At 71.6% G+C, this 13,665-nt stretch carries 14 protein-coding genes; 6 read left to right on the forward strand and 8 right to left on the reverse strand.

All coding sequences use genetic code 11. The annotated features are described in order from the left end of the window. Position 1: 1 nt before the first annotated feature. A complete protein-coding gene (locus EG812_RS06715; protein ID WP_013735667.1) occupies positions 2-1,384 on the reverse strand; it encodes a serine/threonine-protein kinase in 1,383 nt (460 codons plus the stop codon). A gap of 40 nt (positions 1,385-1,424) precedes the next feature. Then, entirely contained in the window at positions 1,425-1,922 is a 498-nt protein-coding gene (locus EG812_RS06720; RefSeq protein WP_013735668.1) for a YcxB family protein, read from the reverse strand. 252 nt (positions 1,923-2,174) lie between these two features. Here EG812_RS06720 and EG812_RS06725 point away from each other — a divergent pair, with 252 nt between their 5' ends. After that, positions 2,175-2,711: a DoxX family membrane protein gene (locus tag EG812_RS06725; protein WP_232510911.1), complete on the forward strand. Its 537-nt coding sequence runs from the start codon at positions 2,175-2,177 to the stop codon at positions 2,709-2,711. A 137-nt stretch (positions 2,712-2,848) separates the two neighbouring features. Here EG812_RS06725 and EG812_RS06730 read toward each other — a convergent pair whose 3' ends face one another. Both EG812_RS06730 and EG812_RS06735 read right to left on the reverse strand, forming a co-directional pair. Continuing rightward, positions 2,849-3,814 (reverse strand): DNA polymerase domain-containing protein, encoded by a 966-nt coding sequence (locus EG812_RS06730; protein ID WP_126711139.1) that lies wholly within the window; start codon positions 3,812-3,814, stop codon positions 2,849-2,851. Between the two features lie 69 nt (positions 3,815-3,883). Next, positions 3,884-4,654, reverse strand: a complete 771-nt coding sequence (locus tag EG812_RS06735) for an isocitrate lyase/PEP mutase family protein (RefSeq protein ID WP_126711140.1) — start codon at positions 4,652-4,654, stop codon at positions 3,884-3,886. Between the two features lie 127 nt (positions 4,655-4,781). Between EG812_RS06735 and EG812_RS06740 the strand changes: the two genes are divergently transcribed. Beyond that, entirely contained in the window at positions 4,782-5,330 is a 549-nt protein-coding gene (locus EG812_RS06740; protein WP_043725659.1) for a TetR/AcrR family transcriptional regulator, read from the forward strand. A gap of 36 nt (positions 5,331-5,366) precedes the next feature. Beyond that, complete coding sequence (locus EG812_RS06745) at positions 5,367-7,607, forward strand: MMPL family transporter (RefSeq protein WP_013735673.1); 2,241 nt, start codon at positions 5,367-5,369, stop codon at positions 7,605-7,607. A 73-nt stretch (positions 7,608-7,680) separates the two neighbouring features. Here the strand turns inward: EG812_RS06745 and EG812_RS06750 are convergent, their stop codons facing one another. After that, complete coding sequence (locus EG812_RS06750; protein WP_013735674.1) at positions 7,681-8,937, reverse strand: erythromycin esterase family protein; 1,257 nt, start codon at positions 8,935-8,937, stop codon at positions 7,681-7,683. An 86-nt stretch (positions 8,938-9,023) separates the two neighbouring features. Between EG812_RS06750 and EG812_RS06755 the strand changes: the two genes are divergently transcribed. Then, positions 9,024-9,221 (forward strand): DUF2795 domain-containing protein, encoded by a 198-nt coding sequence (locus tag EG812_RS06755; RefSeq protein ID WP_013735675.1) that lies wholly within the window; start codon positions 9,024-9,026, stop codon positions 9,219-9,221. On the opposite strand, the gene EG812_RS06760 is transcribed toward EG812_RS06755, so the two are convergent. Further along, entirely contained in the window at positions 9,222-10,127 is a 906-nt protein-coding gene (locus tag EG812_RS06760; RefSeq protein ID WP_126711141.1) for a Gfo/Idh/MocA family protein, read from the reverse strand. It lies immediately after the preceding gene. A gap of 142 nt (positions 10,128-10,269) precedes the next feature. Between EG812_RS06760 and EG812_RS06765 the strand changes: the two genes are divergently transcribed. Together EG812_RS06765 and EG812_RS06770 are read left to right on the forward strand one after the other, a co-directional pair. Continuing rightward, on the forward strand, positions 10,270-10,656 hold the full coding sequence (locus EG812_RS06765) for a hypothetical protein (RefSeq protein ID WP_013735677.1): 387 nt from the start codon (positions 10,270-10,272) through the stop codon (positions 10,654-10,656). Next, entirely contained in the window at positions 10,649-11,056 is a 408-nt protein-coding gene (locus EG812_RS06770) for a hypothetical protein (protein WP_013735678.1), read from the forward strand. The genes EG812_RS06765 and EG812_RS06770 overlap by 8 nt, the downstream gene beginning before the upstream one ends. 61 nt (positions 11,057-11,117) lie before the next feature. Here the strand turns inward: EG812_RS06770 and fabG are convergent, their stop codons facing one another. Beyond that, positions 11,118-11,876, reverse strand: coding sequence for a 3-oxoacyl-ACP reductase FabG (gene fabG, locus EG812_RS06775; protein WP_013735679.1), 759 nt, complete (start codon positions 11,874-11,876; stop codon positions 11,118-11,120). A 101-nt stretch (positions 11,877-11,977) separates the two neighbouring features. Then, the gene (locus EG812_RS06780; RefSeq protein ID WP_013735680.1) at positions 11,978-13,630 is read right to left on the reverse strand and encodes an alpha-amylase family protein; all 1,653 of its coding nucleotides are present in this window, start codon (positions 13,628-13,630) and stop codon (positions 11,978-11,980) included. Positions 13,631-13,665 lie beyond the last annotated feature (35 nt).

The raw sequence follows: 13,665 nt of genomic DNA on the forward strand, positions 1-13,665 counted from the left end.
GTCACCCGGTCACGCGCACCCCGGCGAGCAGCGAGTCGACGAAGCTCGTCCCGCCGCCTGCCGGGGGCGCGACCTGCACATACACCAGCCTGCCGCCGTCCGGGGTGAGCCCAGCGGCCTCGATGACCTCCGGTTTGCCGGAAGAGCAGCCGGTGAACGACGCCACCGTCCAGTCGATGCCCGCCTGGCGGGTGGTCCGCACCCCCGACGCCACACACTGGGCGTGTTCCCGATCGGTGACGAGCCGGCGCGGGGTGGTCTCGGCTGCCAGCGCAGCGGACGCCCCGACGAACGCACCCGGCACGCCCGGGTCCGACGCCCAGCGGTCCGGGTCGGGCGAGATCAGCATCGCCGGCTCCAGTCCGCCGGCGGCGTTGCGCTGCCCTGACCAGCCGGAACCGGCGACCCGCCAACCGTCCGGCAGGGTGACGCTGACCCGCCCACTGGTGTCCGTGCCGGTCTGCGGACCCCGCTGAGACCACGCCCAGGCCGCCCCGCCGACGGTGCCCGCGAGCGTGAGACAGGCGACGGCGGCCAGCGCGCTCACCATCGCCAGGCGACGCCGGGGCGGCGTGGGAACGTCCGGCTCCGCCACCTTCGACGGCGCCGCGAGCGCCTTGTCGAGCGCTGTGCCGAAAGCCGCCGCGTCCGGGTACCGATCGGCCGGGACCGCAGCGGTCGCGGTACGCAACACCGCCGCGACCGCCGCGGGCACCTCCGGCCGCAACCGGAACGTCGTTGCCGTCGGCTGCCCCTCCCGGGGCACGGCCAGCAGCGTGACACCGAGACGGCCGAGGCCGTAGACGTCGGCACGGGCGTCGACGATCGCCAGCGGATCGTCCTGTTCCGGCGCCATGTAGCCGGGGGTACCGGCCCGGGCGGTCAGACCGGACGCGGCCGCGAGCGCCTTGGCCAGGCCGAGATCCGCGATGAGCACCTGTTCCTCGCCGGTGGCGCGGGTCCGGAACAGCACGTTGCCCGGGGTGATGTCCCGGTGCACGACGTCGCTGTCGTGGAGCACCGCCACACCCGCGGCCACCTCGCGCAGCAGCCGGACACTCTGCGCTGCCGGCAACGGTCCGTCCGCGAGGCGGTCGCGCAGGCTACCGCCGTCCGCCCAGGCCAGCACCGCGTACGGCCGACCGTCGTCCAGCTCGCCCACCGCGTGCACGCTGACCAGCCGCTCGTGGTCAAGCCGCCACAGCAGTCGAGCCTCCTGCCGGAACCGTTCGCGTACCCGCAGGTCGTGACTCCAGTTCTCGGCCAGCACCTTGATCGCGACACGCGCGTCGAGCGACTCGTCGTACCCGAGCCAGACCGTGGCGAAAGAGCCGACCCCCAGCAGCCGCTCGATGCGGTAGGAGCCGATCCGGGTGGGCTGCACAGCCCGCACCGTACCAACCCGTCAAGGCCGGACCGGTGGCTCACCGCGCCTGAAGCAGCCCGCGTTCGGTCATGAAGGCGCGCAACGTCTCGGCGTCCGCGGCGGACATCAGCCAGCGGGGAATCACTGTCGCCGGCATCCCGCCGACGTACACGATCCAGAAATCCGGGGTGCCCTTCACCCGAGCGACGCCGTCCCAGGCGATGCCCCCGGACTCCGTACCGCTGCGCATCAGGATCTGCTCATCGGTGATGTCGTAGCTGCCGTCCACGGCGTAGCCGCTGGAGCGGCGTCGAGCCCGCAACTGCAACCACGGCCAGTACAGCATCGCCAGCAGGCCACCCACGGCCATCGTCACCCAGAACGGCGAGATCAGCTCACCCCAGGATGTCCCCCGCGAGGCGACGAACCCGATCGTCCCGACCGCCGTGAGCACCGCGCCTGCGTAGCCGTACCTGCGTAGCCGGTCACCGCTGAGCGCAGCGGCCACCCGGCCCGGATAGGCGGGATCCGCGGGGACGTCGAACCGGATGTGCACGCCAGAACCTTACCGGCGCGCAGGTTCGGCGCTCCGCTGGCCGCCTACCGCCACCACGGCGGTACGGAGCCGGGGCTGAACGTACCCCCTCAGGTCGGGACCTTGGTCCCGGTGGCTTGGGGTGTTCCGGCCCGCGCGGCGGCGCCGCCTCCGGGGCGACAGTAGTGGTGACGGAAACAGACACCGGAGGCAACGATGACCATCCACCACAACACCCAGCGTTCGATCGAGCGGCCCCTTGAGCGGGCGGAGATGCCCGGCTCGATGTTGACCACCACCGCCGCCCGCGCCCTGGCCGTGCTGCGGGTCGCCACCGGCCTGATCTTCGGCTGGGCCTTCCTGGACAAGATGTTCGGCCTCGGCTACTCGACCCCGACCGAGCGGGCCTGGATCAACGGCGGCTCCCCGACCAAGGGCTTCCTGGCCAACGTCGACGTCGGGCCGTTCCAGTCGATCGCTCACTCGATCGCGGGCGCCTGGTGGGCGAACCTGCTGTTCATGGTCGGTCTGGCCGCCATCGGTGTCGCTCTGCTCGCCGGCGTCGGCCTGCGCATCGCGGCCGCCTCGGGCAGCCTGATGATGGCGCTGATGTGGCTGGCCGACTTCCCGCTGGCCCGGTTCAACGCCGCCGGCGACCCGACCGGTTCGACCAACCCGGTTGTCGACTCCCACCTGATGTACGCCGTGGTGCTTGTCGTCCTGGCCGCCGCGTACGCCGGACACACCTGGGGTCTCGGCCGGCGCTGGGCGCAGCTGCCCTTCGTGCAGCGCAACCGCTGGATGCTCTGACCTTGCTCGACCCCCGGTGCGCCGGACCGTACCCACGGTCCGGCGCACCGCCATGTCCGCAGGCTTTCGGCGCGGCGGGCACCGGCCGACGTGCCGGCTCAGTGGGCTTGCACGCGGCGAGCGCGGCGCGCGGCGGTTCAGTCGGCCTCGGCGCGGCGGGCGCGGGCGCGGCGGCGGCCCTCGTGCATGGCCTGCACCCGGGGCACCGGAATGGCCCGCCCTTCCTCGATCAGGTCGGCGGGGAGGGACTGCGGTGGCGGCATCAGGTCCGCCCAGGGATCGCCCTGGGCCAGCAGACCCGGGACGGTACGGATGGTGAAGTCCGCCGGCGTCACCGACTCCACCTCCGCCCAGGGCACCGGGAAGGAGACCGGTACGCCGGGACGCAGCCGTGGACTGTAGACGGAGACCACTGTCGCGCCGCCGGTGCGGGTGGGGTCGATGAAGACCTTGCCGTCGCGGTCCTCGCGGATGAAGGCGGTGGTGGCCAGCGCCGGATCCAACAGTTGCGCCCGGGCGGCCAGCGCCCGGGTGGCGGCGGCCAACTGCTCGGCGTCCGGGCCGGGGGCGACCGGGACGAAGACGTGCATGCCCTTGGCGCCGCTGGTCTTCACCGCGCCGGCCAGCCCGGCATCGGTGAGCGCCTGCCGGACCAGCAGGGCCGCGGCCACCCCGACCGCGAAGCTGTCGCCCTCCGGCGGGTCGAGATCGAGAACCAGATGGGTGGGGCGGCTCAGGTCGTCGGCCGTGGCCAGGGTGGGGTGGTACTCGACCGCCCGCTGGTTGGCGAACCAGAGCAGGGTGCGGCGGTCGTCGCAGAGCGCGTACGCGATCTCCCGCCGGGACGCCTCGGCCCAGATCGGCACCCGCCGTACCCAGTCCGGGGTGTATCGGGGCAGGTTCTTCTGCATGAACGGGGGCTGCCCCGGGCGGACCCGGACCACCGACAGCGGCCGGTTGCGCAACTGCGGCACGATCCGGTCGGCCACTGCGTCGAGGTAGTCGACCAGGTCCCGCTTGACCGCGCCGGACCCGTCGAACAACGCCTGGTCCAGGTTGGTCAGCGGCACCCCGTCCCGGGTCTCGTCGGCTGCCCCGCTCACCCGACCACCATCGCGGCTCGATGCCCGCCGGTCAACCGCAACGCCACCCGTCGCCGGCCGGCGTGTCGCTCAGGCGAGCCCGCCGCCGCCGGCGATCGAGGCGAGCAGCCGGGCGGTGTGCGCGTGGGTGGCCGCGTACAGGCCGGGACCGTAGCTGATCCGGGCCACGCCGAGGGCGGCCAGCTCGGCCGGTACCGGTGCCGCCGGGCGGGCCAGCACGTTCACCGGTGCCGCCACCGCCTCGACGAAGGTACGCAGCTCGGTGGGGTCGGCGAGCATGATCGGGTAGACGCAGTCCGCGCCGGCCGCCAGGTAGCGCCGGGCTCGACGGATCGCCTCGTCGAGTCGTCCGGCCGGCTCGCCGTGCTTGCGGAGGAAGACGTCCGTCCGCGCGTTGATCACGATCGGCACCCCGGCGGCGTCGGCTGCGGCCCGTACCCCGGCCAGCAGTTCGGCCTGCTCCTGCGGGTCGACAAGCGCACCGTCGTTCGGTGCGGAGTCCTCCAGGTTCAGCCCGACGGCCCCGGCGTCGAGCAGCCGCTGGACCAGCTCGACCGGGGGTAGCCCGTACCCCCGCTCCAGATCGGCGGTGACCGGCACGGTCACCGCGCGGGTGATCCGCGACACGGCAGCGAACATCTCCCCCAACGGAGTGCCCTCGCCGTCGGCGTACCCGAGTGACTGGGAGACGGCCGCGCTGGCGGTGGCGACCGCGCCGAAGCCGGCCTCGACCACCGCGCGGGCCGAACCGACGTCCCAGGCGTTCGGCAGCACCAGCGGGTCGCCGGGCCGATGCAGGGCACGAAGGGCGGCCGCCCGGACCGCCGGAGTGTTGGTCATGGTGGTGATTCTCGGCAGCCCGGACGTATCGGCGCAGATCCAATCCACCGACGGTGGCCTGTGGCGAACACCACGAATCTGACCGTTCGGTCAGCCCCTGACCGATCGGTCAGGCATGCTGGTGGCCATGGCTCGCCCCGCCCCGCAGACCCACGACGAGATCCTGGCCGCCGCGGCGCGACGGTTCGGCGTCACCGGCTACCGGGGCACCTCCTTGCAGGACATCGCCAGCGAGGTGGGCTGTTCCAAGGCGGCCGTGCTCTACCACTTCGCCAACAAGGAAGCCATCCTCACCGAGCTGATGGCCCCGGCGATCGAGGCGCTGCGGACGCTCGACGAACGGATCGTGGCCCAGTCGGACCCCGAGGGGGCCCAGCGGGCCGCCGCCGAGGGTTTCGTGGACCTGGCGGTCCGCTTCCGCGCCGAGATCGCGCTGCTCCGTGGCGAATTCCCGAACCTGCTGCAACAGCCCGGCTTCACCCACATCCAGCAGATCTCCGAACGGCTGCTCGACGCGCTCGCCGCCCGGTCCGAGCGTCCCTCGGCCCGGGTCGCCGCGTTCGTGCTGGTCGCCGGCATCGCCGAGACCTGCGGCGAGTTCGCCGACGTACCCGACGACGAACTGCGCGACGCCCTGCTGGCGTTGCTGCGGCGGGCGTTGGAGCCCGCCCGCTGACCCGTCCCACCATCCACGATTGAGGGAAAGGACCTCATGGCGACCCTGCTCTACCGGCTCGGCCGGGGCTCGATGCGCCGGCGGCGACTCGTCGCCGCGATCTGGCTCGTCGTACTCGTCGCGCTCGGCCTGGCCGCAGCGACCCTGCGCGGCCCGACGGCCAGCAACTTCTCCATGCCCGGCACCGAGTCCCAGCGCGCCATCGACCTGCTCGCCGAGCAGTTCCCGGCAGCCGCCGGCGCGACCGGCACGATCGCCGTCAAGGCCCCCAACCCCGGCCAACTCGGCACGCCCGAGGGTCAGGCGGTCGTCCAGAAGGTCACCGAGGAGGCCACCGCCGTGCCCGGCGTGGTCGGCGCGGTGAACCCGTTCCAGGTCGGCGCCGTCTCCCCCGACGGCCAGTACGCGCTGATCCAGGTGCAGTTCAGCGGCGGCGTGGACACGGTGACCGACGAACAACGCGACGCCTACGAAAAGGTGGGCACCCAGGCGCAGGCCGAGGGCTGGCAGGTCGCCCCCGGTGGTGAGGTGCTCAACGCCGAGCCCGAGGTCGGCTCCACCGAGGCGATCGGTGTGGCGGTGGCCCTCGTCGTCCTGATCATCACCTTCGGCTCGTTGGTGGCCGCCGGCATGACCATGCTCAACGCGCTGATCGGCGTCGGTGTCGGCATGGCCGGCCTGTTCGCGCTCAGCAGCGTGGTCGAACTGACCAGCACCGCACCGATCCTGGCGCTGATGCTCGGCCTGGCCGTCGGCATCGACTACTCGCTGTTCATCACCTCCCGTTACCGACAGAACCTGCTCGACGGGCTACCCGCCGACGAGGCGGTCGGTCGCGCGGTCGGCACCGCCGGTTCGGCGGTGGTCTTCGCCGGTGCCACCGTGGTCATCGCCCTGGCCGGCCTGGCCGTGGTGAACATCCCGTTCCTGACCGTCATGGGTCTGGCCGCCGCCGGCACGGTGACCGTCGCGGTGCTGGTGGCGATCACGCTCCAGCCGGCCCTGCTGGGCTTCGCCGGTGGCCGGGTGCTGCCCCGGCGGCTGCGTTCCTCCGTCGCGGTGACGACCGAGGACAGTTCCCGCATCGCCGACGGCGCCGGCAGCGCCTCCACCGACCACGCGGCACCGGAGGCGGCCACCCTGGCCGGCGAGGACCGCTCGGCCTTCGGGTTCCGCTGGGCCCGGCTGATCACCCGGTTCCGCATTCCGGTGATCCTGGTCGGCGTCATCGGTCTCGGGTTGCTCGCGCTGCCCGCGTCGGACATGCGGCTGGCCCTGCCGGACGCCGGTACCGCCCCGGCCGGTACCCCCGCCCGGGTCTCCAACGACCTGATCACCGAGGGCTTCGGTCCCGGCTTCACCGGCCGCCTCGCGGTGGTCGTGGCCGGCGACGACGCGCAGGCCACCACCGCGGCCATCCCGCAGGTGACAAACCTCGTCCAGGGCACCGAGAACGTGCTGGCGGTGGCACCGCCGCAGCTGAGCCCGGACGGCAAGACGGCGCTGCTCGGGGTCATCCCGCAGACCGGCCCGACCGACCCGGCCACCGAGACGATGGTGCACGACATCCGGGCCGCCGTCGCCGACGTGCCGGGCGCCGACGTCCTGCTGACCGGCGTGACCGCGGTCGGCATCGACATCTCGGAGAAGCTCTCCGACGCGATGCCGGTCTACCTGGGCCTGGTGGTCGGGTTGTCGATCCTGCTGCTCATGCTGGTGTTCCGCTCGCTGCTGGTGCCGGTCAAGGCGGCGCTGGGCTTCCTGCTCACCGTGGCCGCCACCTTCGGTCTCACGGTGGCGGTGTTCCAGCAGGGTCACCTGGCCGACCTGGTCGGCCTGGACACCCCGGGCCCGCTGATCAGCTTCCTGCCGATCCTGCTCATCGGCATCCTGTTCGGCCTGGCCATGGACTACGAGGTCTTCCTGGTCTCCCGGATGCGGGAGGACTTCGTGCACGGTGACACCGCCCAGCAGGCCACCATCAACGGGATGGGCCACGGTGCCCGGGTGGTCACCGCCGCCGCGCTGATCATGACCTCGGTCTTCGGCGGCTTCGTCTTCCTCGACGACCCGGTGATCAAGTCGATGGGCTTCGCGCTGGCCGTCGGCGTGGCGATCGACGCCTTCGTGGTCCGGATGACCATCGTCCCGGCGGTGATGTCCCTGCTCGACAAGGCTGCCTGGTGGCTGCCGCGCTGGCTGGACCGGGGGCTGCCGAACGTCGACATCGAGGGCGAGAAGCTGCGAGCCACCCTCGACAACAAGGCGACGGTGTAAGGAAGGGCCCCCTGTTAACGCCTCGCGCATAGCAGGGGGCCCCTGTTAACGCCAGCGCGTACCCGGCAGGCCGTCACACGCCCGCCGGGTACGTCTCCATCTCGCCGGGCGTGGTGAGCGCGGGCAGCGGATGCAGCGCCGTCGTCTCGTCGCACCAGATGAACGCGTCGTACCGCTGTCCCAGGCGGGTCGGCACGTAGTTGCCCCACGACTCGAAGGACGGGTCGTAGACCACGCCGATCGCCCGATGGTCGAGCGGCTCGGTGACCCAGCCCGGCTGGTCCGGGCCGCCGAAGACCAGCACCGCCCGCTTCGGCATGAGCTGGTGCAGCAGGTCCTCCACCGAGCCGACCCGGGCCGGCGGTACGACCATCGCCTCGGCGGGCGAGCCCCACCTCGGCGCCGCGATCACCGATCCCCGCCAACTGCCGAAACCGATCAGCACCACCTCATCGGCACCGTGCCGTTCCCGCGCCAACTGGCCGATGTTGAGCATCCCGTCGGCGGCCATGTCGGTCGCCCGCGCGTCACCGATGTGCGTGTTGTGCGCCCAGACCACCCCCCGGGCGTCCGGCCCGTAGCGTTCCAGCAGCCGATCCAGCGTGTCGGCCATGTGGCTGTCGCGCACGTTCCACGACCCCGGACCACCGGCGACCATCTCCCGGTAGTAACGCTCCGCGCCGGCCACCACCTCCGCGTTCTGCCAGGCCGAGAAGGCGTCCGCGCCGTCGGCGGCGGCCAGTTGCCGGGTACGCGCCAACAGCCGCACCACCTCCTGCTCGCAGCGGGCCGAGACGAACCGGCTGGCCATGCCGTACTCCTCGACCCGCTTGCCGTACGGCTCGAAGCACCGGTACGCGTCCTGCGCCGCCTCCAGCGACGCCGGGTCCTCCTCGCCCAGGTAGTCGAAGATCGCCTGCATCGACTCCCACAGGCTGTAGACGTCCAGGCCGTGAAAGCCGACCCGGGACGCCTCGGCCCGCTCCACGTTCCACGCCCGCAGCCAACTGCAGAACCGGGCCACCTCGGCGTTGGCCCACATCCAGGTCGGCCAGCGTTCGAAGCGCTCCAACGCGACCTGCGGCTCGACCGCGCCACCCGCCGCGCCGATGACACTGCGGTGCACCCGGTCGCAGTCCGGCCAGTCGCCCTCCACCGCGACGAAGTCGAACCCGCACTCGGCGATCAACCGCCGGGTGAGCTGTTCCCGGATGCGGTAGTAGTCGTGGCTGCCGTGCGTCGCCTCCCCGATCATCACCACCCGAGCGTCCCGGGCTCGCTCCAGCAACGGGTCGAGGTCGCTCGGCGCACCGAGCCGCTGTACCAGCATGCCTGCGGCTACCCGGCACCCGGACGGGCAAACGCGAGGGCCTTCCGGTGGTGTGCCGACCCGGTTGGGTGGGTAGAGCGGAGGTCATGACCGACCGCGGTGGTGCCCTGCCGGATTATCTCGCAGGGCTGGACTATCCCGTCTCCCGCGAGGACCTGATCCGCTGGTGCCAGGAGAACGGCGCGAGCACCGAGCAGTTGCAGGCCGTACGGGCCCTGCCGGTGGAGCAGATCGGCTCCGCCGCAGAGTTGTCCGACGCCCTGCCCGCCCCGTGGGGCCATTGATCAGCGGACCGGCAGGTCGATGACGGTGCCCTGGGCACGGGCGGTCTCGGCGGCGGCGAGCACACTCACCACCTCGCGGCCGAAGCGTACGTCGCATCGGTGATCGCGGGTGCCGGCGTCGACCTCCGCGAGCAGTTGGTCGATCGCCACCCCGAAGGCGGTCGCCGAACTCGCGCCGCCGGACGGCAGGGTCTCGACGCCGTTGTCCCCGTAGAAGGTGAACTCCGCGGCCACCGCCGCCGGCGCGGCGTCCAGGGTGAGCGACACGCTGCTGGTGGCACCGCCGTCGTGGGTCAGCAGCAGGTGCACCAGGCCGCCCGGCCCGTCGCCGGCGGCCACCCGGGTCACCCGGCCCAGCACCGGCAGCAAGATCGCCAGCGCGTGCGGGCCGATGTCCCACAGCGCGCCGCGCTCGCGCCGCCAGGGCGACTGGGCGTACGGACTGCCGGGCTGGAAGATCGAGGCGAACCGGATCACGTTCGCCGTCTGCCAGCCACCGGCGGCCGCCGCTGCGGCGACGAAGCCGGCCACCTCCGGCTGGTACCGAGCGGTGAAGAAGACCACCGACGCCACGCCCGAGTCGGCCGCCGCGTCGACCACCCGATCGGCGTCGGCGACGGTCAACGCGAGCGGCTTGTCCAGCAGCAGGTGACGCCCGGCGGTGGCGGCCCGTACGGCGATCTCCGCCTGCACGTCCGGGGGCAGCGCGACGGCGACCGCCTCACACGCCTCGATCAACGCGTCGACCTCGTCGTACGCCGGTACGCCGTAGCGGGTGGCCAGCGCGGCGGCCCGGTCCCGGTTGCGGCCCCACACACCGACCAGTTCCGCCCTCGGGTGTGCGTCAAGTGCCGCCCCGTGCGTCTGGGCCGCCCAGTGACCCGTACCGAACAACCCGAACCGCATCACCCGTACCTCCAGCCTCGTCTGCGCCCACGCTAACCGCTGCCGCTGCGGCACACCGAACGTACGCCCGCCGTGCCGGCTGGTCTTACTACGCGGGTTAGTAGAGTGGGCCGGTGATCGGAACCAGCACCGGACGAGTCGGATGAACGCCGCCGGGTCACCGGTCGACGGCGTAGTGGCCGTCGCCGCCATCGTGTTGTCGCTGCTGGTCGCCGTGTGGGCGCTGATCGCCACGCTGCGGCACCGGGCACCGGACCGGATTCAGCTGATCGGCCTGGGCGTACTCGAACTGGCGCTGCTCGCCCTGGCGGTGCTGGCCGGTGTGGCGCTCGCCGGGGGCGACCAGCCGGGTGAACCGGGGGCCTTCTTCGGTTACCTGGTGACGCTCGTCTGCCTGCCGCCCCTGGCCGGGGTGCTGGCCAGGATGGAGCCGACCCGCTGGGGCTCGGCGATCGTCTGCGCGATCTGCCTGGTCACCCCGGTGGTCGTGGTACGACTCCAGCAGACCTGGGAGGTGCTCGGTGGCTGAGACGCGTACCGAACAGCCGGTGCGGACCAACACCGGTCCCGGCCGGCTGCTGATCGCGGTCTACCTGATCTTCGCCATCGCCGCCACCAGTCGCGCCACCCTGCAGATCGTCACCCGGCTCGACGAGGCGCCGCTGGCGTACCTGCTCTCCGCGCTCGCCGCGGTGGTCTACATCGTGGCGGCGGTCGGTCTGGCCCGGGCCGGACACGCCGGTCGTCGCGTCGCGCTGGCCTGCTGCGCCGTCGAACTGGTCGGCGTGGTGGGCGTGGGCGCGTTCAGCCTGGTACGGCCCGACCTGTTCCCGGACGAGACGGTCTGGTCCGGCTTCGGCAGCGGCTACGGCTACATTCCGCTGCTGCTGCCCGTCCTCGGCCTCGCCTGGCTCTACCGGACCCGGTAAGGAGGGGCCCCTTCTTAACGCCTGATGCATAGGAAGGGACCCTTCTTAACAGCCGCCGGGGTCAGTCCCGGGGGCCGCCGGCGACGTAGATGACCTGGCCGGAGACGAAGGACGCGCCCTCGCTGGCCAGGAACGAGATGGTGTGGGCCACGTCCTCGGGCCGGCCGACCCGCCGGACCGGGATCTCCGCCTCGGCGTGCTTCTGCATCGCCTCGAAGTCGATCTTCATGCGGGCGGCGGTGGCGGCGGTCATGTCGGTGACGATGAAGCCCGGCGCGACCGCGTTGACGGTCACCCCGAACGGCCCCAACTCGATGGCGAGGGTCTTGGTGAAGCCCTGCATGCCGGCCTTGGCCGCCGCGTAGTTCGCCTGCCCCCGGTTGCCCAGCGCGGAGGTGCTGGAGAGGTTGACGATCCGACCCCACTTCGCCTCGACCATGTGCTTCTGCGCGGCCTGGCTGAACAGGAAGGCACCCCGCAGGTGTACGCCCAGGACGGTGTCCCAGTCGGCGTCGGTCATCTTGAACAGCAGGTTGTCCCGGAGCACACCGGCGTTGTTGACAAGCACGGTCGGGGCGCCCAACTCGGCGACGACCCGCTCGACGGCGGCCTCCACCTGGGCCCGGTCCGACACGTCGGCGCCGACGCCGAGCGCCCGGCCCCCGGCCGAGCCGATCGCGTCCACGGTTTCCTTCGTCGCCGACTCCTCGATGTCGACCACGGCGACGGCCAGGCCGTCGGCCGCCAACCGGCGGGCGGTCGCCGCGCCGATGCCGCGCGCGGCTCCGGTCACGATGGCGACGCGGGGCTCCTCCGACATGATTACCTCCCGGTAACTTGTGGCTCGATCGAAGGAGCGTAACGCAGTCGTACGCCGCAGCCGGGCCCGCGACGAAAGAGCCGACGCGGGCCGGGCCGTGCCTAGCGTTCGTGACCCAGGCGCAGCCGGATCCACCGGTAGCCGTGCCCGGCGAGCTTGAGCCGGTCGAGCTTGCCGACCTCGGGGTAGTTGCGGTCGCTGAGCACGTCGATCGGCAACTCCGCCTCGTCGGCCAGGATGCTCAGGTCGACCTCGACATCTTCGGTGCCGAGGTTGTGCAGGAAGACCATCGTCCCGGTGGGCCCGTCGGCGCGGTGCGCCAGCACACCCGGGGGCATCGGTACGTCGATGTGGCTGGTGCTGCCCGAACCGGTCTCCGGTGCCTCCCGCAGCGTACGGATCATCCGCTCGAACCAGCCCAGCAGCGAACGCGGGTCCTTGCGCTGGGCGGTGACGTTGACGTGCTGGTAGCCGTACTCCCCCTTGTCGATCACCGGGCGGATCAGCTTCTCCGGCTCGGCGGTGGAGAAGCCGGCATTCTCCTGATAGGACCACTGCATCGGGGTACGGATCGCGTCGCGCCCCTCCAACGTCAGGTCCTCCCCCATCCCGATCTCCTCGCCGTAGCGCAACACCGGGGTGCCGCGCAGCGAGAACTGCAACGAGTACGCCAACTCGATGTGCCGACGGTCGTTGCCGAGCATGGGGGCCAGCCGACGGCGGATGCCCCGGCCGTAGAGCTGCATGTTCTCGTCCGGCCCGAACTTCGCCAGCACGTCGTTGCGCTGGTCGGCGGTGAGCCGGGACAGGTCGATCTCGTCGTGGTTGCGCAGGAAGGTCGCCCACTGCCCACCGGTGGGCAGCTTCGGGGTGTCCCGCAGCGCCTCGATGATCACCTCCGGGTCCTCCCGCGCCAGGGCGAGCATCAACCGACCGTTGAGCATGAAGTCGAAGAGCATGTGGATGCGGTTGCCCGAGCCGCTGCCGTCACCGAAGAACGCCGGCAGCTGATCCGGCTCGACGTTCGCCTCGGCCAGCAGGACCGCGTCGCCGCGCCGCCACTGCACGTGCTGGCGCAGGTCGGTGAGGAAGTCGAAGTCCTTGGGCGAGTTCGGATTGCCGGGCTCGGTGCGCTCGATGATGAACGGCACCGCGTCCATCCGGAAGCCGGAGACACCGAGCTGGAGCCAGAACGAGGTGATCTTCTTGATCTCCGCCCGTACCTGCGGGTTCTCGATGTTCAGGTCGGGCTGGAACTTGTAGAAGCGGTGGTAGTACCAGGCCTTGGCGGTACGGTCGTAGGTCCAGGTCTCGTGCTGCTCGCCGGGGAAGACCATGCCCTGGTGCCGGTCCGCCGGTTCGTGCTCGGACCAGATGTACCAGTCACGGTACGGCGAGTCCGGCGACGACCGTGCGGAGATGAACCACGGATGCTGGTTCGAGGTGTGGTTGACCACCAGGTCGATGATCACCCGGATGCCCCGGTTGCTCGCCTGGTGCAGCAGTTCGGCAAAGTCACCGAGCGTGCCGAGTCGTGGGTCGACGTTGTAGAAGTCGGTCGCGTCGTACCCGTCGTCCTCGTTGGGTGAGGGATGGATGGGGTTGAGCCAGAGGCAGGTGACCCCGAGCCGGGCGAGATAGTCGAGTCGACCGATCAGCCCCTGGAAGTCACCCACCCCGTCGCCGTCGGAATCGGCGAACGTGTCGATGTCGAGGCAGTACACGACCGCCTCCGAGTACCACCTGTCAGACATGTCCCCGTACCTTCTCCGGGGCGCGGCGATGGCAA

It is taken from the genome of Verrucosispora sp. FIM060022 (assembly GCF_003977705.1).
In the GTDB taxonomy this organism is placed as follows: Bacteria; Actinomycetota; Actinomycetes; order Mycobacteriales; family Micromonosporaceae; genus Micromonospora; species Micromonospora gifhornensis.

Bases quoted from the DNA above. Each gene is read 5' to 3' on its own strand.
- EG812_RS06760 (WP_126711141.1), bottom strand. From the start codon at position 10,127: ATGCGGTTCGGGTTGTTCGGTACGGGTCACTGGGCGGCCCAGACGCAC.
- EG812_RS06745 (WP_013735673.1), top strand. From the start codon at position 5,367: ATGGCGACCCTGCTCTACCGGCTCGGCCGGGGCTCGATGCGCCGGCGG.
- EG812_RS06740 (WP_043725659.1), top strand. From the start codon at position 4,782: ATGGCTCGCCCCGCCCCGCAGACCCACGACGAGATCCTGGCCGCCGCG.
- fabG (WP_013735679.1), bottom strand. From the start codon at position 11,876: ATGTCGGAGGAGCCCCGCGTCGCCATCGTGACCGGAGCCGCGCGCGGC.
- EG812_RS06780 (WP_013735680.1), bottom strand. From the start codon at position 13,630: ATGTCTGACAGGTGGTACTCGGAGGCGGTCGTGTACTGCCTCGACATC.
- EG812_RS06750 (WP_013735674.1), bottom strand. From the start codon at position 8,937: ATGCTGGTACAGCGGCTCGGTGCGCCGAGCGACCTCGACCCGTTGCTG.
- EG812_RS06725 (WP_232510911.1), top strand. From the start codon at position 2,175: ATGCCCGGCTCGATGTTGACCACCACCGCCGCCCGCGCCCTGGCCGTG.
- EG812_RS06755 (WP_013735675.1), top strand. From the start codon at position 9,024: ATGACCGACCGCGGTGGTGCCCTGCCGGATTATCTCGCAGGGCTGGAC.
- EG812_RS06735 (WP_126711140.1), bottom strand. From the start codon at position 4,654: ATGACCAACACTCCGGCGGTCCGGGCGGCCGCCCTTCGTGCCCTGCAT.
- EG812_RS06765 (WP_013735677.1), top strand. From the start codon at position 10,270: ATGAACGCCGCCGGGTCACCGGTCGACGGCGTAGTGGCCGTCGCCGCC.